This window comes from Leeuwenhoekiella sp. MAR_2009_132 (genome assembly GCF_000687915.1).
Taxonomy (GTDB): Bacteria; Bacteroidota; Bacteroidia; order Flavobacteriales; family Flavobacteriaceae; genus Leeuwenhoekiella.
Window position 1 is genome coordinate 1,859,286 of sequence record NZ_JHZY01000004.1, and the last position, 20,449, is coordinate 1,879,734.

At 35.1% G+C, this 20,449-nt stretch carries 19 protein-coding genes, 1 tRNA gene and 1 pseudogene; 11 read left to right on the top strand and 10 right to left on the bottom strand.

Annotated elements, in window-relative coordinates; genetic code table 11:
• The first annotated feature begins 40 nt into the window (after positions 1 to 40).
• The 10 genes from frr (at position 41) to P164_RS16425 (ending at position 12,016) form a co-directional block, all read left to right on the top strand.
• A complete protein-coding gene (frr, locus tag P164_RS16380) occupies positions 41 to 604 on the top strand; it encodes a ribosome recycling factor (RefSeq protein ID WP_028377406.1) in 564 nt (187 codons plus the stop codon).
• 118 nt (positions 605 to 722) lie between these two features.
• Complete coding sequence (locus tag P164_RS16385) at positions 723 to 2,870, top strand: DUF5686 family protein (protein WP_028377407.1); 2,148 nt, start codon at positions 723 to 725, stop codon at positions 2,868 to 2,870.
• A 65-nt stretch (positions 2,871 to 2,935) separates the two neighbouring features.
• Entirely contained in the window at positions 2,936 to 5,347 is a 2,412-nt protein-coding gene (locus tag P164_RS16390) for an efflux RND transporter permease subunit (protein ID WP_028377408.1), read from the top strand.
• Positions 5,348 to 5,454: 107 nt separating this feature from the next.
• Positions 5,455 to 6,894 carry an asparagine--tRNA ligase gene (asnS, locus tag P164_RS16395; RefSeq protein WP_117434324.1) on the top strand — a complete coding sequence of 480 codons (1,440 nt, stop codon included), beginning with the start codon at positions 5,455 to 5,457 and terminating at the stop codon, positions 6,892 to 6,894.
• Positions 6,895 to 7,061: 167 nt separating this feature from the next.
• Complete coding sequence (locus P164_RS16400) at positions 7,062 to 7,706, top strand: hypothetical protein (protein WP_028377410.1); 645 nt, start codon at positions 7,062 to 7,064, stop codon at positions 7,704 to 7,706.
• Positions 7,707 to 7,720: 14 nt separating this feature from the next.
• Entirely contained in the window at positions 7,721 to 8,440 is a 720-nt protein-coding gene (locus P164_RS16405) for a hypothetical protein (RefSeq protein WP_125411791.1), read from the top strand.
• A 4-nt stretch (positions 8,441 to 8,444) separates the two neighbouring features.
• Positions 8,445 to 9,203: a sensor histidine kinase gene (locus tag P164_RS16410; protein WP_028377412.1), complete on the top strand. Its 759-nt coding sequence runs from the start codon at positions 8,445 to 8,447 to the stop codon at positions 9,201 to 9,203.
• A 3-nt stretch (positions 9,204 to 9,206) separates the two neighbouring features.
• Positions 9,207 to 9,842, top strand: a complete 636-nt coding sequence (locus P164_RS16415) for a response regulator transcription factor (protein ID WP_028377413.1) — start codon at positions 9,207 to 9,209, stop codon at positions 9,840 to 9,842.
• A gap of 110 nt (positions 9,843 to 9,952) precedes the next feature.
• Positions 9,953 to 11,407 (top strand): RNA polymerase factor sigma-54, encoded by a 1,455-nt coding sequence (gene rpoN, locus P164_RS16420; protein WP_028377414.1) that lies wholly within the window; start codon positions 9,953 to 9,955, stop codon positions 11,405 to 11,407.
• On the top strand, positions 11,408 to 12,016 hold the full coding sequence (locus P164_RS16425; RefSeq protein ID WP_028377415.1) for a membrane protein: 609 nt from the start codon (positions 11,408 to 11,410) through the stop codon (positions 12,014 to 12,016). It abuts the gene before it with no gap.
• On the opposite strand, the gene P164_RS16430 is transcribed toward P164_RS16425, so the two are convergent.
• From P164_RS16430 to P164_RS16470, 9 genes and pseudogenes are all read right to left on the bottom strand, one after another.
• A complete protein-coding gene (locus tag P164_RS16430; RefSeq protein ID WP_035899949.1) occupies positions 12,004 to 12,726 on the bottom strand; it encodes a porin family protein in 723 nt (240 codons plus the stop codon). The two genes, P164_RS16425 and P164_RS16430, sit on opposite strands and share 13 nt — an antisense overlap.
• Positions 12,727 to 12,867: 141 nt before the next feature.
• Positions 12,868 to 13,347: an ExbD/TolR family protein gene (locus tag P164_RS16435; RefSeq protein WP_028377417.1), complete on the bottom strand. Its 480-nt coding sequence runs from the start codon at positions 13,345 to 13,347 to the stop codon at positions 12,868 to 12,870.
• A 28-nt stretch (positions 13,348 to 13,375) separates the two neighbouring features.
• Entirely contained in the window at positions 13,376 to 13,975 is a 600-nt protein-coding gene (locus P164_RS16440; protein ID WP_028377418.1) for an ExbD/TolR family protein, read from the bottom strand.
• 8 nt (positions 13,976 to 13,983) lie between these two features.
• On the bottom strand, positions 13,984 to 14,424 hold the full coding sequence (locus P164_RS16445) for a hypothetical protein (RefSeq protein ID WP_035899950.1): 441 nt from the start codon (positions 14,422 to 14,424) through the stop codon (positions 13,984 to 13,986).
• A 27-nt stretch (positions 14,425 to 14,451) separates the two neighbouring features.
• A complete protein-coding gene (locus tag P164_RS16450) occupies positions 14,452 to 15,249 on the bottom strand; it encodes a MotA/TolQ/ExbB proton channel family protein (RefSeq protein WP_028377420.1) in 798 nt (265 codons plus the stop codon).
• A gap of 73 nt (positions 15,250 to 15,322) precedes the next feature.
• Positions 15,323 to 15,410 (bottom strand) — tRNA-Ser (locus P164_RS16455).
• A gap of 96 nt (positions 15,411 to 15,506) precedes the next feature.
• Positions 15,507 to 16,480, bottom strand: a pseudogene (locus tag P164_RS16460) (asparaginase).
• Between the two features lie 43 nt (positions 16,481 to 16,523).
• Positions 16,524 to 17,654, bottom strand: a complete 1,131-nt coding sequence (locus tag P164_RS16465) for a 1-acyl-sn-glycerol-3-phosphate acyltransferase (protein WP_028377421.1) — start codon at positions 17,652 to 17,654, stop codon at positions 16,524 to 16,526.
• Between the two features lie 46 nt (positions 17,655 to 17,700).
• A complete protein-coding gene (locus P164_RS16470) occupies positions 17,701 to 18,471 on the bottom strand; it encodes a TatD family hydrolase (RefSeq protein ID WP_028377422.1) in 771 nt (256 codons plus the stop codon).
• A gap of 104 nt (positions 18,472 to 18,575) precedes the next feature.
• On the opposite strand from P164_RS16470, the gene P164_RS16475 reads away from it, so the two are divergent.
• Positions 18,576 to 19,013, top strand: coding sequence for a retropepsin-like aspartic protease (locus tag P164_RS16475; RefSeq protein WP_028377423.1), 438 nt, complete (start codon positions 18,576 to 18,578; stop codon positions 19,011 to 19,013).
• 402 nt (positions 19,014 to 19,415) lie between these two features.
• Here P164_RS16475 and P164_RS16480 read toward each other — a convergent pair whose 3' ends face one another.
• Positions 19,416 to 20,414: an isoaspartyl peptidase/L-asparaginase family protein gene (locus P164_RS16480; RefSeq protein ID WP_028377424.1), complete on the bottom strand. Its 999-nt coding sequence runs from the start codon at positions 20,412 to 20,414 to the stop codon at positions 19,416 to 19,418.
• Positions 20,415 to 20,449 lie beyond the last annotated feature (35 nt).

Sequence of the window (20,449 nt, forward strand, 5' to 3'; positions counted from 1 at the left end):
TTTTTGACTGTTTTTTAAAAACAGGATAATTTATAATGCTATGAACGAAGACATACAATTTATATTAGACGGTGCAGAAGAAGCGATGCAAAGTGCTATTACGCATCTTAAAAAACAATTTGCAAACATACGTGCCGGTAAAGCTAGTCCTGCGATGTTGGGGAGTGTAATGGTAGATTATTACGGTAGTCAAACGCCACTCTCTCAAGTCGCAAACGTGAATACACCAGATGGTAGAACAATTTCTATTCAACCCTGGGAAAAAGCGATGATTCACGAGATTGAAAAGGCAATTATGAATGCTAATCTAGGCTTCAATCCTATGAATAATGGGGAAAGTGTTATCATAAATGTACCGCCACTTACCGAAGAGCGTCGTAAAGATCTTGTTAAGCAGGCAAAAGCAGAAGCAGAAGATGCTAAGGTAGGCGTGCGTAATGATCGTAAAAACGCAAACAACGATATTAAAAAATTAGAGAAAGATGGTCTTGCAGAAGATTTATGCCGTAATGCGGAAGTAGACGTGCAGGATCTAACTGATAGTTATATTAAAAAGATAGATGAGATTCTTGTAGTCAAAGAAAAAGAAATTCTTACTGTTTAATAATGCAGTACCTAATTTAGTTAACGGCTTCTTTATTTAGCTAGTTAAACTCATGCTAAGAGCGACCCGAGGGTCGCTTTTTTTATAGTATTTTTAGTCTCTAAGTTCCTTTTTTATAATGGTTAAACCCGTAATATTTATTCTTGTTGTGTTCTTCGCTGGGCAGATTAATGGCTTTTCTCAGCAAAAAAATATAGATATTGATTCGTTGATGCAGTCGGCTATTGATCGAGGCATAGTAAATAATCCTCAGGCCGTTTTAAAGCATTACAGCTATACAACCTACGAGAAAACGATAATTACAGATTCTATAGCCAGCCAAACAAATTCTCATTCATTTTTTACCGAGAAGGTTGCATTAAATAATTATAATGAGGCTAATGGTTTTAAGGAAGAAGTACTGGGTATTAACATGGCAGGCTTTAAAGAGCCGCGTTATGAAGTATTAGGTATCACATTGCAGTCAAGATCTTTTTATGATGAAGACTTTGTAATCTTTAATTACCGCTATGCGGGACCGCTTTCAAAACGCGGACTTAAAAATTATAATTATCAGTTTGTAGGAGATACATTAATATTAAATAGGCCGGGCTTCGCGGTGTCTTTTCAGCCTAAGCGACCAGAAACAATTCCTGGATTAGAGGGGATCCTTTATTTAGATGCTGCAACAATGGCGCTTCAGAAGGTACATATTAGCATCAATGATGAGCTTCTTGCACGCATTGAACAGGAGTATGAATACATACCTGAAAATGAGGTGTATTTACCTAAGTCAAGTAAACTTTATATTGAAAAAGGAGAAAGTTCAAAAAGGCTCTCACTTTTTAGAGGAAAAGTTTCAGTAGGAACAATTGAAAAAAATCCTGTAAAGGAAGCCATACAGGGCAGGTATTTGCTCTCTACATCGTATAACACCAACTTTAACCTTTCTGAAAGTGCCGCTCTTGAACATTCAAACCTGGCCATTGAAGTTATGGAAGATGCTGAGGAGAAGCCTGAATCGTTTTGGGAAAAGTACAGAACACAAGGGCTGTCACAGCGCGATTTAAATAGTTTTGACTATCTTGATGATGTAGTTAAAACCGAAAATATAGAACGTCGTTTAGCGATGATAAATAATTTTGGGATTGGGTACTATACTGTAGACTTCTTTGATTTTGATCTTACTTACCCTTTAAAATTCAACAATTACGAGGGACTGCGCTTGGGTTTAGGTGGAGTTACTAACGCTCGATTTTCTGAAAATTTTAGACTTGAAGGATATACCGCTTATGGCTTTAAGGATAAAGTTTTAAAATACGGTTTTGGAGGTGGTGTGCTATTAAATGAATCTCACGGAGCCTGGTTAAGTTTAAGTTATAGTGATGATTTGCAGGAGACAGGTAGTTTTAATTATCTTACAGATCGCCGGGTATATTCGCTTTTTGAACCGCGCTTAGTTAATATTACGCAGTTTTTTGATTTTAAAACCTTCCGACTAAATCAGGAATATCAGATCACACCAAAAATTTTATCAGAGTTTCAGTTTGCTAAGACAAATGTGTTGCAAACCCAGGATTATTCATTTGTTTTAGGTGATGATACCTATAGTGAATATGATATTACCGAAGCTACTTTTGGTGTTCGCTGGAGTCCGTCTAGCAAGTTTATGCGTTCAGAAAAAGGAACTGTTGAGATTTACGATGGCTATCCTAAAATTACAGCGCAGATATCAAAAGGTATATCTGGTTTACTCAACGGAGATTTTGATTTTACACGGGTAGGAGCTAAATTTTTCTATCAGGTAGAGCGCTTAAATAAATCAACAACCGAATTTTTGATTGAAGGTAAAATGGCATTTGGCGAGGTACCGCTTACGCATTTATTTCATGCGTATCCTAATGCACCTACTAAAGAAACAATTATGCAACGCTTTTCTGTTGCAGGGGTAAATAGTTTTGAAACCATGTATTTTGGAGAGTTTTTCTCAGATCGTATTGCTTCACTTCAAATAAAGCATCATTTACGCCCATTTAATTTAGGTGAAAAATTTCAACCAGAAATGGTTTTTATAACCCGTTATGCGATAGGAGATATCTCTAATATTGAGCGTCATCAAGATGTAACGTTTGGTAAATTAAACAAAGGGTTTACAGAAAGTGGTTTTGAGATTAATAAAATTCTATTTGGTTTTGGTACCAGCTTAACCTATAGATACGGTGCATATAGTCTGCCAAATTTTGCAGATAATATCGCATTTAAATTCACCTTTAATCTGCAACTGTAAAATAAGGTTTTCCTAAAGGGAATTCAGTATCAAATAAGTACCTTTGCCGCTCTTAAACTAAGACGATGACCAAGCTTTTGGGTTACGGGTTTTGGAACGGTGTAGCTCGCCTTATTCTTCGTAACAGACTCTTTATTCTTTTTCTTATTGCCGGATTTACGGTGTTTTTGGGAACGCAGTGGAAATATATGCGATTTACCTATACCGAAGCGAATCTCCTTCCAGACGATCACGAAGTAAATCTTGAATATAATACGTTTTTAAAGCAATTTGGCGAAGAGGGAAATCTAGTTGTTTTCGGGATAAAGGATGACGCGCTTTTTACACCTGAAATCCTCAATAAGTGGAATGCGCTTTCAGATACCATAAACAGTTTAGATGCAGTTGCGCTTTCGGTTTCTTTAAAAGATTTGAAACTCTTACAAAAAGAAGACAATCCAAAGCGTTTTGACTTGAAGCCATTTATAAATGGTAATGTCAAAACAGATGCTGAAGCACAAGCATTAAAGAAAAAATTATTTACAGATCTTCCATTCTATGAAGGTCTTATTTACAATAAAAAAACCGGTACGGTGCGTTCTGCAGTATATCTTAAAAAGGATATTGTGAATACAGCTGCGCGAAAAGATTTTGTAGTAGATGACTTAATTCCACTTATCGAAAATTTTGAGGCAGAAACGGGTATTACAGTTCACACTAGCGGAATGCCCTATATAAGAACTCTTAACAGTAAGACAATAATAGGGGAGATAGGTTGGTTTGTAGGAGGTGCCTTAGTGGTTACTTCATTAATATTCTTTTTCTTTTTTAGGTCATACAGGGCAACATTCATCTCCATGATTACTGTGGTAATTGGCGTGATGTGGGCATTTGGTCTTCTAGGATTACTGGGTTATGAGATAACCGTACTTACCGCTTTAATTCCGCCTTTGATTATTGTTATAGGAATTCCTAACTGTATATTTTTAATAAATAAATATCAGCAGGAATACAAAAATCACGGTAATAAAATAAAAGCTTTACAACGGGTCATTACTAAAGTGGGTAACGCTACGTTGATGACAAATATTACCACGGCTTCTGGTTTTGCCACATTTATTTTAACCCAAAGCTCGTTACTAAAAGAGTTTGGTATTGTGGCTTCAATAAATATTCTTGCGATATTTTTATTGAGTTTATTGATTATTCCTATCATTTACAGCTACATGACGCCTCCTAAAGAACGTCATTTAAAACATCTGGGTAAATCCTGGATTGAAGGTTTTGTAAACTGGGTTGAGAAGATGGTTCGTGACCGCAGAATTACTATTTACATTACAACAATTCTATTGCTTATTGTAAGTATGATAGGCATTTATAAGATTAAGGTTTCAGGAAGTCTTATTGAAGATATGCCGAAGAATACCGGATTTTATAGAGATATTAAATTTTTTGAGTCTGAGTTTGATGGTATCATGCCGCTCGAAGTTTTAATTGATACCAAGCGGCCTAAAGGAGTGATGAAATTGCCTACTTTAAAGCGAATGGATGAGTTGGCAACTACAATTTCTGAAACACCAGAACTGTCTAAGCCACTGTCAATCGTAAATCTTGTTAAGTATGGTAAACAGGCTTTTTACAATGGCGACCCTCAATATTACCAGTTGCCAACTTCAAACGAGCGTAATTTTATTTTACCCTATGCCCAGCGTTTTTCTACCGAAGCGAGCTTGCTAGACAGTTACATAGATTCTACCGGTCAATACGCGCGTATGACTACTTTTATGCAAGACATAGGTACAGATCGTATGGAAATCGTAGAGGACAACCTATATAATAAAATAAATATTTTGTTTCCTAAAGATAAATTTAATGTCACGCTTACGGGCAAAGCGCTGGTCTTTCAAAAAGGAACAACGTATTTAATAAACAATCTGATTATAAGCTTGTCTCTTGCAATTTTATTAATTGCTGTTTTTATGGCATTTATGTTCCGGTCAGTCAAAATGATTTTAGTTTCCCTAATTCCTAATTTGTTACCGCTGTTAATTACTGCCGGTCTTATGGGATATTTAGGAGTACCTATAAAACCATCAACAATACTGGTGTTTAGTATTGCTTTTGGTATTTCGGTAGATGATACCATTCATTTTTTGGCAAAATACCGTCAGGAGTTAAAGAGTAGCGGTTGGAGAATTAAACGCTCTGTATATGCTTCGGTTAGAGAAGCAGGTGTGAGTATGTTTTATACATCAATCGTATTATTCTTTGGTTTTTCGGTATTTATGATTAGTAGCTTTGGAGGTACTGTAGCTTTAGGTGGTCTCGTTTCAGTGACACTTATTTTTGCAATGCTTTCAAACTTGTTATTATTACCTTCTTTATTGCTTTCACTTGAGCGAAATATTGCAAATAAAGAAGATTTTAAAAAGCCGGCTATTCAGATTCTTGATGAAGCTGATGACGAGGAAGAATTAGAAAATTTAGATAAAGAATAAGTTTTATATGTGAGTTTCCGCTTTGCGGAGATTAGCTGTAAAATATATATTTGCTAATTATAAAATTGAATTTTTAGCCGTTAATGGCTTATCCTATAGATTAGATTATGAAAAAAACCATTGTACATATTTTAAAAGAAGAGCCAAAGGGGCTCGAGATTATTGTAAGAGGATGGGTGCGTAGCTTTAGAGCCAATCGTTTTATTGCTTTAAATGATGGTTCTACCATAAATAATTTACAATGTGTTGTTGACTTTGAAAACACAGATCCTGCGTTACTAAAGCGTATTACAGTAGGTGCTGCGATAATGGTTACTGGTAATTTAATTGAAAGCCAGGGTGGTGGCCAGACTGTAGAAGTAGATGTAAAAGAAGTTAAAATTCTGGGCGATGCAGACCCGGAAGAAGTTAAACTTACTATTTTACAACCTAAGCGTCATACCTTAGAAAAACTGAGAGAGCAGGCCCATCTGCGCGTGCGAACAAATACTTTTGGAGCTGTAATGCGCTTGCGTTCAAAATTGAGTTTTGCCGTTCACGAGTACTTTCAGAAAGAAGGTTTTTACTATGTAAATACTCCTATTATTACGGGAAGTGATGCAGAAGGAGCAGGTGAGATGTTTAAGGTAACCGCTCAGGATTTAAAGAATCCTGCAAAAGATAAAGATGGTAATATAGATTACAAAAAAGATTTCTTCGGAAAAGAAACAAATTTGACCGTTTCTGGCCAGTTAGAAGGAGAGACATATGCTTTAGGTCTGGGGCAGATTTATACTTTTGGCCCTACGTTTAGAGCAGAAAACTCAAATACCAGTCGTCATCTTGCAGAATTCTGGATGATAGAACCTGAGGTAGCTTTTAATGATCTGGATATGAATATGGATCTGGCTGAAGATTTTATCAAGTACGTTATTGAATACGTATTAGAGAATTGCCAGGATGATCTCGAGTTTTTAGAAAGCAGACTTATACAGGAAGATAAAGCTAAGCCTGAAGCAGATCGTGCACCTATGGCATTAAGAGACAAACTAAAGTTTGTTACAGAAAATAACTTTAAGCGTGTTAGTTATACTGAGGCGATAGATATCTTAAAGAATTCTAAGCCTAATAAAAAGAAGCAGTTTAAATACCCTATAGAAGAATGGGGAGCAGATTTACAAAGTGAGCACGAGCGTTTTCTGGTAGAAAAGCATTTTAAATGTCCCGTAATCTTGTTTGATTATCCTGCAAATATAAAAGCGTTTTATATGCGTTTAAATGAAGACGGAAAAACGGTACGTGCTATGGATATACTTTTCCCGGGTATAGGGGAGATTGTAGGAGGTTCGCAGCGAGAAGAGCGTCTTGAGGTTTTACAAGAAAAAATGGCAGCTTTAGATATCTCTGAAGAAGAACTGTGGTGGTATTTAGATACCCGTAGATTTGGGACTTGTGTACATAGTGGCTTTGGTCTTGGTTTTGAGCGTTTAGTTCTTTTTGCATCCGGTATGACAAATATTAGAGATGTGATACCTTACCCACGTTTTCCGCAAAATGCTGAATTTTAAAAGAAAAAATAAATATTTATAAAAACCCGATTTGAAGAAGTCGGGTTTTTTAATACATAAAAGTGGGCAAATTTTTAATGAGGAAAAACACCCTTTTTCAAAGGTTATTTTCCTTAAGAATTAAAAGATGTCTATTTTACAGCTATCTAACAAAAACCTTTTACCTAATGAATAAAAATACTTTATTGGCAGTTGCGTTTACTGCTACTTTGTTAATTGTATCCTGTGAAAATAAACCTTGCAATTGCGAAGATCAGGAAACCCCGGTTTTGGGAGCACCAGCTAATATTATCCCGATAGCAGCAGCAGATTCTTTATATCAAAATTATGGCAACAGCCGAGTTCCATTAATTGAGCGTGCAGAAAACATCACCGAAGAAGGAGATACCATACCTCTAGAAGATGCAAATTATAAACAAACAACTCGTTATGTGAGTTTTTCATTTAAGGAGATGAAAAAATATATGGCATATATAGAACAGCAATCTGATTCTGCTAATATTGAAATTTTACAATTGCGCGTTTATCTAGGTAAATACGGTAAAAAAGTTAAAAATAAAGATAAATCTAATAGAGGTACTGTATTTTTTAACCCTGCAGCAGAGTTTGTTTCAGCAGATGGAACGAGAGATACTGTTAGCTTTGCAATAAAAAAAGGTGCAAAAGGAAAGTATCAGGCGGTAACTGTTGGCTCTGTACTTGACGGGTCTGCTCTTGATGCTGAAATGGGAGGTCAAGATATTCAGTCGCTATCTGAGAATATAGGACATGAGGCACCACCACCACCAGTAGGGGGAGGAGATTTTCAATAGTAAATAGAGAACTGTTGGATATTCACGTTTCTTCTGAAAGATTAGGTCATATATTAAACAATCCCTCGTTAATTACGATGGATGCTTTAGAGCTATTTTCTTTTTTAATGGGGCTTTTGTACTGGAGAAAATTTTCTGGAACCCCGGTTATATGGTTTATACTTTTCTTAGGTTACAATTTTGTAAATGAAATGATAAGTGCACTCGTTTATATCACCGAGCTGGTTGATATGAATTTTGTATTTTATAATATTAGATACTTTATATGCTTTACCGTTTATTATGGTTTGTATTACAAGTTTTTGCAAAAATCCTCATTTAGAAAAGCAACCGTGCTTTTATATGCTATCTGGCTTTTAAGTTATCTGTCATTTATATTAACCAGTGATTTTTTTTCAGAAAAACCCATACTGGCAGCTGTAACAGGAGATTTCTTTTTAATTATTATAATTCTATTTTATCTGGTTGAAACAATTAATAATACAGATTTCAATAAAATTCAGGATTTTATATTGATTTATATAAGTGTTGCGCTTTTATTAAGCAGTGTTGTTCAACTTCCTGTAGTAATAATGACGTATGTAGGGTGGGCTCAAATAACTGATGCAACTAATAGCCTTAATACTTTTTTTAGTATTGTAAGAAATGCTAGTTTTTGGGCGTATTGTGTTATGTATATCATTTTTGCTTATGGTTTTTATCGTGCAAAGCGCCCGCAATTGGTAAATATTTAAAGTTATGGATCAAGCTACATTACAGCTCGTCATTCTTGTCGTTTTGTTAATTCTTTTTCTGCTTGCGGTAATTGTATTTGTGCTGTTTTCTGTATTTATGAAGCGTAAAAACAGTTTGCTTCGGGAGCAGATAGAGGCTGAAAAACGTTTTGAAAAGGCAATAGCAGAAACTCAGATTGAAATTAGAGAAGAAACACTGCGCAATATAAGCTGGGAGTTACACGATAATATTGGTCAATTGCTCACCTTAGCTAAAATAAAGGCACAAAACATAGAAGGTGGGGAAGAAATGCTTGAGGTTGCTGAAACGATAGGTACGGGCTTAAATGAACTTAGAGCGTTGTCAAAATCGATTAATCCTGAAGCTATAAATGGACAGTCACTTATAAAATCTTTAGAGATGGAAGTTGCCCGTTTTAACCGTCTTAAATTTTTATCTGCGTCTTATGAATTGCTCGGAGATTCTGTTGTTATTGATGCCCAGGCAGAAATTGTTCTTTTTAGAATCGTGCAGGAGTTTATAACGAATACGATGAAACATTCTAAGGCTGCAAATTTAAAAGTGCTGGTACATTTTAAAGCAGATTCTTTAGAGATTATTGCGCACGACGATGGTGTGGGATTTGATTCTGATAAACTCGCAGACAAAGGTATAGGGCTTAGTAATATTGATAAACGCGCAGATCTTATTGGAGCTCAGGTTAAAATAAGTTCAATACCCGGAGCCGGAACACAATTAAAATTAATTTATCCTTTAGATTAAATTATGTATAAAGTTGCATTAGTAGACGATCACACCCTTTTATCTGAAGCCATTGCGGGTTTAGTTCGTCAATTTAAAAATTTTGATGTTGTCAACATTTCTGTTAACGGAAGAGAGCTCATAAATTATTTAGAATCGCCTGGCGCATTACAACCAGATATTGTTTTAATGGATGTAAAAATGCCTGTTATGGGTGGTATTGAAGCGACCAAGTACCTCACTAAGCATTATCCCGATATTAAAGTACTTGCCCTTTCTATTGAAGAAGAGGAGAATGTAGTTATGCAAATGATACGCTCAGGTGCCAAAGGTTATTTACTTAAAGACACTCGTAAAAGCATATTAGAACAGGCTTTAAATGAGTTGATAAATTTCGGGTTTTATTATACCAATACTGTTGAGCGACTCGTGCATAAATCTGAACATTCATTAGAAGAAGAAATTGTTTTAAAAGAACGCGAAATAGAATTTATAAAGCACGCGTGTACTGAGATGACTTATAAGGAGATTGCAGAAAAGATGTTTTTAAGTCCTAAGACAATAGAGGGTTATAGAGAATCTGTCTTTCATAAATTAGGTCTAAAAAACCGCACAGGTCTGGTTATATACGCAATTAAAAATAATATCTTCACTCCGTAATGGGCTTCCTTTTTTCAGCGTAGATTTTTTGATATAAGTCTTAACAAAATATTCTTACTCTTTACTTGCAGCAATTTTCTATTTTTGTAAGAACAGTTTCGTCAATCTATATGCTTAAACAACAACTTAATTTTAAACTTTCACAGAAGCTTTCGCCTCAGCAAATACAGCTGATGAAGCTTATTCAGTTGCCTACCCAGGCATTTGAACAACGGGTAAAGCAAGAGCTAGAAGAAAACCCAGCGCTCGATAGTGGGAAGGAAGAAGCTAAAGATGAGTATGAGGAATTTGACAACAGTGCAGATGACGATTATGAATCTGAAAAGATAGAGACAGATATCAATGTTGATGATTATTTGTCTGATGATGAAGTTCCCAGTTATCGGTTAAATACAAATAACTATAGTAGTGATGACGAAGAGCGACAGGTGCCTTATGCATCGGGAACTTCATTCACACAACATCTTATGGGGCAGTTGCATACCTATAGATTAGATGAGCAACAAATGGAAATTGCTGAATTTCTTATTGGTAGCATTGATGATAGTGGTTATTTACGTCGTGATCTAATTGATCTTTTAGACGATTTAGCGTTTACACAAAATATTTATACAGACGAGGTTACCTTAGAAAAAATATTAAAAATAGTTCAGAATTTAGATCCTTCAGGTGTAGGTGCGCGTAGTTTAGAAGAATGTTTGTTAATTCAATTAAAGCGTAAAGAAGAAACTGAGGCTGTCTCACTTGCCATATCCATTTTATCTACGGCCTTTGATCATTTCAGTAAAAAGCATTACCAGAAATTACTTTCTAAATTTGATATTTCTGAAGATCAACTTAGGGCCGCTATTGATGAGATAGAGCATTTAAACCCAAAACCAGGAGGTTCTTACGCTGGAAATACTAAAGTTGTCGAGCACGTTATCCCAGATTTTGAAATACGTATACGAGATGGTGAACTAGAACTTAGTTTAAACGGTCGTAATGCTCCTGAAATGCATGTTTCAAGGGAGTATACAAATATGCTTAAAGGTTATAAAGAAGCATCAGCAAAGAGTAAAACTCAAAAAGATGCGGTAATGTTTATAAAGCAAAAATTAGATGCTGCAAAATGGTTTATTGAAGCTATAAAGCAACGTCAACAAACGCTTTTCGTTACTATGAATTCTATTATGAATTACCAGAAAGAATTTTTCCTAACTGGTGATGAGCGTAATCTACGTCCTATGATTTTAAAAGATATTGCAGATGAAATTGGGATGGATGTTTCTACGGTTTCTCGCGTAGCAAATAGTAAGTATGTAGATACACCCTACGGTACAAAATTGATCAAGGAGTTCTTTAGTGAAAGTATGACTAATGATCAGGGGGAAGAGGTTTCTACTCGCGAAATAAAGAAAATCTTAGAGATTACAATTCAGGAAGAAGATAAGCGCCGTCCTCTAACCGACGATAAATTAGCTAAGATTTTAAAAGATAAGGGCTATCCTATTGCAAGGCGAACGGTCGCAAAGTATCGTGAACAATTAGATGTGCCAGTAGCCCGATTACGTAAGGAAATCTAAATGAAATTTATACTTCGCAGTTTTTCTTATATTATGCATCCGCTATTTATGCCACTTCTAGGGGTGTGTATTTATTTTACGATTACGCCTAAGTTTGTTCCAGAATCTTTTATGTATGCTAAGATATTTGCGATTAGTATATTAACACTTGTAGTACCTATTTTATTTTACTTTCTTCTAGAAAGTATAAATCTTGTTTCTTCCAAAGAATTGAGCGATGTTAAGGAACGACGCGTACCGCTTATATGCCAGATGGGTGTAACGTTTCTTATTATTAGCGTTATAATAAATGGGTATGAATTCCCAGAATTATATATGTTTTTTATAGGGATTTTAATAGCTTCAGCTGTTTGTTTGCTTTTGAGTTTTTTTAAATATAAAGCAAGCCTGCATATGGTAGGTGTTAGTGGCGTGCTGGGATTTATTATAGCTTTGAGTATGGTTTATACTACAAACTACCTTCAGATTATTTCCCTATTAGTAATTGCAATAGGTTTAACTGCGGCATCAAGGTTACAGATGAAAGCCCACAATATGCACGAATTAGTAGTAGGTTTAATCGCCGGAGGTCTTCCTCAGCTTGTAGTGTTTTATTTTTATAATATATAAAACATCAGACCTAATTTAAAGCTATTTAGCTCTAAAGGTTGTCCATTTATAAGAGTTCCATCTTTAAAGAACGGATTTAAGTTATAATAAAAGTGGAAATTAAATGTGTCATAACCAAATGTGAATGTAAGTCCTAATCTGTATCTGTCAAATTCAGGAACATCAGTTTGTACAACTTGATTTCCGGTTTCTTCAAAGTTAAATTTGTACGCATAAACGTAGCCAAGTTGCAATCCAGTGTATACTCTCCAAAATTTATAATCTGCTGCAGTAGAAGTACGCCATCGTAGCTGAATTGGAGCTTCTATGAGATAAGTGCTAAGCCAGTTTTTATCATAGTCATAGCCTGAATCTATTACATTGAAAATTGTAGTATTAGATTGATCCTCTCCAACAAATAAATTTTGATTGTAGGTGTTCATCGAAAATCCAGCTCCTATACCTATCGCAATATTGCGCTGTTCATTAATTGGCATATCTCGTATATAACCGATATGTAGTCCACCACTAAATCCATTTTGAGATAGTTCTTGTGGTTTATTGGTTAGTAGGTTAAAAGTAACTCCAATATAAAATTGATCCTCCCTATATTTTTGATCAAGTTGTAAACTATCTATGGTCTCAATTAGGCTGTCCTGCGCGTTGCTTTTTGTAACTATTGAAAATAGTACGAATAAAATAACAAGGGTAGATTTAGAAGATTGAAGCATTTTTAAGCAACTTAAATATTTATTAGGAAGAGGTCAAAATTATTTTAGAAGTATTGATGTTGAATTTAAAGTTAATAAAAAAACGCCCTGAAAATCAGAGCGTTTTTTAACTTTTAAGAATAATGCAATATTTAATGTATCTTAATTATTTTTAACAGCGTCACCAGACTTAGTAACATAATTAATTTTAAGAGCATTAGCAGTCCTAAGTTCTTGTTTAATATCAGAAATAAGACCCATTTTACTATCGCCATCAACTTTAAGAGCAGTAGTTAAATAGTCTACCAGTTCTTCACGTTTACTTGCTCTTTCTTGATAAATAAAATCTTGGATTTCTTTAACTTCTGCAAATTTATCATTTAACTGAATTTTTGCAGATGTTCCAAATTTTGCTTGATACCTATCCACTGGTTCTCCAGCAAATATGTACATAACAAGATCTTTTTTGTCAAGTTTCTCAATTTGGTTTGCCGTTGGTAAATTGTTTTTAACCATTAAGGTATTTTCACGCATTACAGTAGCAACCATAAAGAAGAATAACAACATGAAAACTATATCTGGCAATGAAGCCGTAGAAATAGCTGGTAGTTCACCTCCCTTTTTCTTATTAAACTTAGACATAGTATGTATTTATTAAGTTTTAGTAGTATTATTTCGGTTCTGCCTCAGAAAGCTTCTCAGGATATAATTCTCTAATGAGTTCAATTTTCGGCTTAAGCTTATCTTTATTTGCTTGAGTAGTTCTCGCGTCATTATAACGTGATTCTAACGAAACAAAAGATTCACCGTATCTACTCATTGCTTCACGATCTCTTAGCTGATTATAAGCAGCTACAAGTTCATTTTGAACAGCTATATACCTTTTGTAAGATGTACCTCTATTATTTACTAAAGAAATAATCGCTTTAGTTGGATTAGTAGAGCTATTTTCCGCTTTTGCACCCTGGCAGTAATTACAATCTTCAGCTCCATTATCTAAAAATTCAACTGCTGCCGCTCTCAAATCTTTAAGATCCATCAACGCATCTTCTACCAAAAGTTCGTTATTACTATTTACTACAACAGTAAATAAGTTACGCTCTTTAATAATAGGCGGAGGTGGTTGATTATCCTCTAACTTGGGAGGCAATTTACGGCTTATACCGCTATCTGTTTCAATTGTAGTTGTAACCAGAAAGAAAATAAGAAGTAAGAAGGCAATATCTGCCATCGAACCTGCATTCACTTCTGGAGCTGATCTCTTTGCCATAATTTATTTTATTTAGCTAATTTCTTAACACCTGAGAATACCATTGCACCCACAGCAACTAGAGCTAGAATGTAAAAAGCGTAAATACCTGCTTCTACCCATCTTGATGCACTAGCGGAAAGCACTTCACCATCTCTCATTGGAGTTTCTTCACCAGAAGCTAGTAGGAAAGATATAGCTACAACAGCTAAGAATGCGCCAAGCCCTATTAAAGTTCCTTTTATTGACGAACCACTAGTGAATATATTCTTAATTACAAATACCAAGACAAATACCAATGCTATTGCAAAAATGAAATAAGCAATGTAAATAAATGGTGTAACCAGGCTATCTTGTAAATCTGCTGAATCTAGTATTGCAGTATCTCCTGCAAGAATGATTCTAACAAGCCATACGGCTCCTAAAATCGACAGGATTAGTGCAACTATTTTTAGAATTTTATGTAACATAATTAAGTTATGTATTTAAAAGGATTATTACTTCTTGTAACGTACAAGCATATCAATCAAAGTGATTGAAGCATCTTCCATATCATTTACGATGCTATCAATTTTAGCAATGATATAGTTATAAAAGATTTGAAGTATAATCGCAACGATAAGACCAAATACAGTTGTTAAAAGTGCTACTTTAATACCACCAGCAACAAGTGATGGTTGCATATCTCCTGCAGCCTCAATCTTATCAAATGCCTGTATCATACCTATTACTGTACCCATGAAACCAAGCATCGGTGCAAGTGCAATAAATAAAGAAACCCAAGATACGTTCTTTTCTAGAAGCCCCATCTGTACACCACCGTAAGCTACAACAGCTTTTTCTGCAGCGTCAACGCCCTCGTCTACACGATCAAGACCTTGGTAATATATAGATGCAACAGGACCTCTTGTATTTCTACAAACGTCTTTTGCAGCTTCAATACCACCGCTATTCAATGCATCTTCTACATCTTGAGCTAATTTAGCTGTATTTGTGCTTGCAAGGTTTAAGTAAATAATACGTTCAATTGCAATAGCAAGACCTAAAATAAGACATAAAAGTACGATACCCATAAATCCAGGTCCCCCTTCTATAAAACGTTTCTTTAACTCTTGAGTAAATGATAAAGACTCTTCATCAGTGTCTGCGGCTGCAGCTTCTTCTGGAGCTTCATCTTGAACTGCAGTTAATACTGTTGCGTTAACAGACATTAAAGAGGCAGTATTTGCTTGAACTGTAAGATTGCCTAAAGCGATTACAGCTGTGATTACTAGAATAGAAAATACTCTTTTCATTGCTTTTGATCTTAAAAATTTAGTTAGTAAAGGATAAAGATATAAAATTAATTATTCAAATATTAAAAAATAGCAGAGAGGAAGGGATTCGAACCCTCGATACGCTTTTGGCGTATACACGCTTTCCAGGCGTGCGCCTTCGACCGCTCGGCCACCTCTCTTTAATTTGTTGAGCCGAAGCCTTTGTGACAGGCTGCCAAATAACAAAAAATATGTCAAATCCCAAAAGGAACATCGAAAATAATAATAATTTCTTATCAACTCATTTCTCCCCTTAGTGAAGTTTCAAATATAGTCTTAAAGACCTTTGGAGACAAATTTTGACTATTAAGATACATCATTTTAGTTATTGCAGCTTCTATTGTTAAGTCTTTTCCCGAAATAACACCAAGCTCTTTAAGTGCTGTACTGGTCTCATAATTACCCATTTGTACACTTCCCCATTTGCATTGCGTAATGTTTACCAGGGGGATTCCTTTATTGATAATTTTTTTTAATAAATCGATAAACCAACCTTCTGTAGTGCCATTTCCGGCCCAAATGTCATTATAATTACGCCACTGTAGGTTAATTTTTCAAACATATTTGTTAGTAGATTTTCATTTATACCGGGATAAAGATGTACTACAAGCACGTCTGTTTTTAATTCTTTATGAATTTTCAACTTTTTTCTGGTGTAGGGAAGCAATTTTTCGTCTTCAATTGTCAAATGAACACCAGAGGTTATTAATGGAGGATAGTTAGGTGATTTAAATGCTTCAAAATGCTCAGCACTTATTTTTGAACTCCGGTTACCTCGATATAATTTGTATTCAAAATAGAGTCCAACCTCAGTAATATAAGATCTACCTCTTTTTTTTAATGCAGCTATTTGTATAGCAGTAATTAGATTTTCTTTTGCATCTGTTCTTAAATCACCTATAGGGAGTTGAGATCCTGTAAGAATAACCGGTTTTGATAAATTTTCTAACATAAAGCTTAGCGCTGAAGCTGTATAACTCATCGTGTCACTACCGTGTAGAATTACAAATCCGTCAAAACGGTCATAATGTTTTTCTATGATTGCGCATAAGTCTCCCCAAAGTTTAGGGTTCATATTTGAGCTATCTATAGGTTTCTCAAAGCTTATGGTTTCAATAGTACATTCAATTAGACGTAGTTCTGGGATTTTGTCTAAAAGATCATTAAAGTCGAACGATTTTAAAGCTCCCGTTTCAAAATCTTTAATCATTCCTATTGTTCCACCTGTATAAATCAATAAGATTCTAGATAATTTACTCAATACTTTTAAGTTTATTAATTACGGGGTTAGCATACATTAAAAGAAAACTTTCCCGTGCAATTTCTCTGTTAGAATCTATTCTGCGCTCTAGCCTGCGTTCAAAAGCCCTTTTATCTTTTTCAGTATAGGTGTAGCTGTACGTGCTGGTGTTGTGATAAAGATCGTAGGCAATGTAATTAGAAGGCCATAGCTTGTAAATTCTATAAATTTCTTTGTCTATATATTTAGCAAGCTCTTGTAGTTTATCATTATCAGATAAATCGCGTGAATCAATCTCATCAAATACCGAAGTGTCTAATTTTCCGGTCGCGATATGTACTCTTTTTTTATTTCCAAGAGCTCCTCTTAATATACTATTAAAGTCTTCATTATTACTTTTTACATAAGCTGTATCTTCACTTTTAGCAATAAGCTCAGGTACTTTTAAGACATCTGTAGGGTCAAACTCATATGAGATAGCTACTGGTCGAATATTTAAATCTTTTAGAAATGGAATCACCGGCTTATCACGACGTGCCATTCCTATCATTTTAAGAACTCCCTGCTGGGTTTTGTCGCTTCCATCCTTTGTACGCCCCTCGCGCTGCGCCATCCATATAGATTGATTGTTGTTATTTAAGACATGAGCAACGTATTCTGATAGATTTTTAGAGCTTAGTAGCATCTCTCTTGGGGTCAAACTGCGTTGAACAAGAAAGCTTCGATTAAGTCTGGCAAGTGCCATTAAAAATGGTTTTTGAACCAGATTATCACCTATTGCTGATGCAGTCATTACAAGATCATTGTCATAGAGTGCAACATTTATAAAGGAAGTGTCTAAAATAATATCACGATGATTAGACAAATAGAAATACGCTTTTCCCTTCTCTAAATTCTCAAATCCCGAAGTAGAGAACCCATCGGTGCTCTTTTCCATTATTTTTTGAACTGACTTATAGATGATTTTACTCTGAAAGTCAAAAATTGAATGACATTCGTTTATGATTTCTTTTATTTCCCTTAAGGATTTGTCAGGAAATGTGAATTGCAACAAAGCCTGAAACATGGGATGGCGATAATGTGTCTGAAGTGCTTCATGTACTTCAGAATCGTCATAGGGTCTTATGGAGTCAAATTTTGACACAAATTATTTTTTAGTTTGATCGTAAAAGAACAAAATATTTTATTGATCAGTCAAGGTTAAAAATATTTTTGGCATTTTTTGTGGTAATCTCACCTATTTCTGAGAGAGAAATACTGTAAATATCTGAAAGTTTTTGTGCTACTTCAATAAGGTAACTACTTTCGTTGCGCTTGCCGCGGTAGGGTGTTGGAGCGAGATAAGGAGCGTCTGTCTCTAATACGATGTGGTTTAGATCAATCTTCTTTAAAAACTGATCTATTTTTCCATTCTTGAATGTGGCTACACCGCCTATTCCCAATTTAAGATTAAAGTCTAAAGCTTGTAAGGCATCTTCTTCAGTTCCTGTAAAACAATGAAAAATACCTCTCAAACGATCATTATTTTCATTTTTGAGAACCTCAAATACTTCTTTAAAAGCATCTCGGCAATGTATCACAATAGGTAAGTCATATTCTTTTGCCCAGTGTATTTGTTTAGCAAAAGCCTCTTGTTGAATTTCTTTTGTTGATTGATCCCAATATAAGTCTATACCTATTTCGCCAACAGCGCAATGTTTTTTTGAACCGAGTTGCTGGGCAACATGTTCTAATTCGCCTTTAAGACTTTCGGGCTTAACGTGTGTAGGGTGTAAGCCTGCCATTACATGCATAGCCTCTGGATATTTCTTTTTTAAATCCCACATTTTTGATGTGTATGTAGAATCTATAGCCGGCAGCATAAAATGTGTTATTGATTTCAGTTGGGCTCTTGCAATCATGGCATCGCGATCCTCATCAAAAGATTCGCTGTACAGATGGGTATGGGTGTCTATAAACATATGGGGTAAATTTAAAACTTAGCCTTTAGCGTTGGTAAACTTTATTAAAAAATTAAAATTCAAAAAGTTTTATTTAATCTAAGTTTGGTCATCTAGCATTTGATATGATTTCACTCTGGCAGTTTTTAAAGAAAAAAAAGTACACTAGAATACCGCTTAAACCTGTAGGTACTGGGCATTTAAAATTTGAGGCTGTTATAAATGGTGTCAAAGGAGACTTTATTTTAGATACAGGTGCGTCTAATACCTGTATAGGTTTTGAAGATCTTGAGCGTTTTAAATTATATGCCAAAGAAAGTGAAGTAAAAGCTGCTGGTGCAGGAGCTATAGATATGTTAACCCAAATTGCTCAAGATAATTTAATTGAAATAGATACCTGGTCTACTAAGAATTTATCAATAGTATTATTTGATCTTTCTCACGTGAATCAAGCATTAATTAATCACGATGCTGATCCTGTAAGTGGTATAATAGGTGCAGATGTTCTCAAAATTGGTAAAGCCGTAATTGATTATCAATATAGCTGTATGTATTTGAGATAAGAATTAATTAGTGAATTGTAACTTCACGAAAACCTCACTCACCACCCCGAAATTTAGTTACAATTAGAAATTTCTGTAATCAAGGAATTTATATAAATAAAGAAAGCCAGCTACAGTGATATTGGAATAACGCTTCGCTTCGGTTTGAATATTTTAGAGGATTGTAGCTTCACGTAAACCTCGCTGACCACCCCGAAATTAGTTACAATTAGTAATTTCTGTAATCATGGAATTTATAAAAATAAAGAAAGCCAGCTACAAGAGCTGGCTTTCACCCCAAATCATAATTGATTATTACAAGTCAATTACAACAGTCTTAAATATTTTCTGCCTTAAAAAGCGTGAAACAAAACTAAAGTTTTTTTCTGTAAAAAAAAACATTTAAAAAATCTATTCGATTTTCTAAGATTTTAAATAACTACCTGCGACGATTGGCTTATTTTCTTGATTACTATAGTGCATCATTTTAAAGCCTGGGTGAATGCAATAGCAGCCTGTCTCTCCTTTTTTATTTATAGCAATATAAGCGACTTGAAAATTTATATGATTAGGATTTGAGGTTACAATACGGCGTACAGCTTCTTCACATGCTTCCTGTGGCGTCATTCCATTTCGCATAAGTTCCACAATTAAAAAACTGCCTACTGTTTTAATAACTTCTTCCCCCATTCCTGTAGCAGCAGCACCGCCTATAGTATTGTCTATAAACAACCCACTACCTATCACGGGGCTATCACCTACACGGCCTTTCATTTTATATGCCAGACCAGAAGTTGTACACGCACCAGAAATATTTCCTTCTTTGTCAAGGCCTAGCATTCCTATAGTATCGTGGTTTTCAATATTAATTATTGGTTTATAGTCTGATGTTTTTAGCCATTCTTTCCATGCTTTTTCAGACTCCTCTGTTAATAGTTTTTCTGAAGTAAAACCACTAGCGACGGCTAATTCTTCAGCTCCTTTTCCTACCATAATTACATGCGGTGTATCTTCCATTACTTTACGCGCAAGTGCGGCAACATTGGTTATGTTTTCTACACACATTACAGAACCACAATTCCCGGTATGATCCATCACGCAGGCATCTAAGGTTACATTTCCTTCGCGATCTGGAGAGCCCCCTTTTCCTACGGTTGTATTTTTAATATTTTCTTCTTCAACTGCAACGCCTGCAATTACCGCATCTAATGCAGAATATCCCTGATCTAAAAGTGCACCCGCTGTTGCGTTTGCTTTAGTAAATTCCCATGTGCAAATTGCTACAGCAGTTTCGTTCATTTTAGAGGTAGATAAATCTTGATTGTTTTTAGTTTGAGTTTTAGCTTGAGCAAAACTGTTTATGCCTAGTCCTATAGCTATGGTATTTAAGCTTGTAGTGGTAATAAAATTGCGACGTTTCATGTGGGTTGTTTTGTGCTGAATAATTATTAGATAGT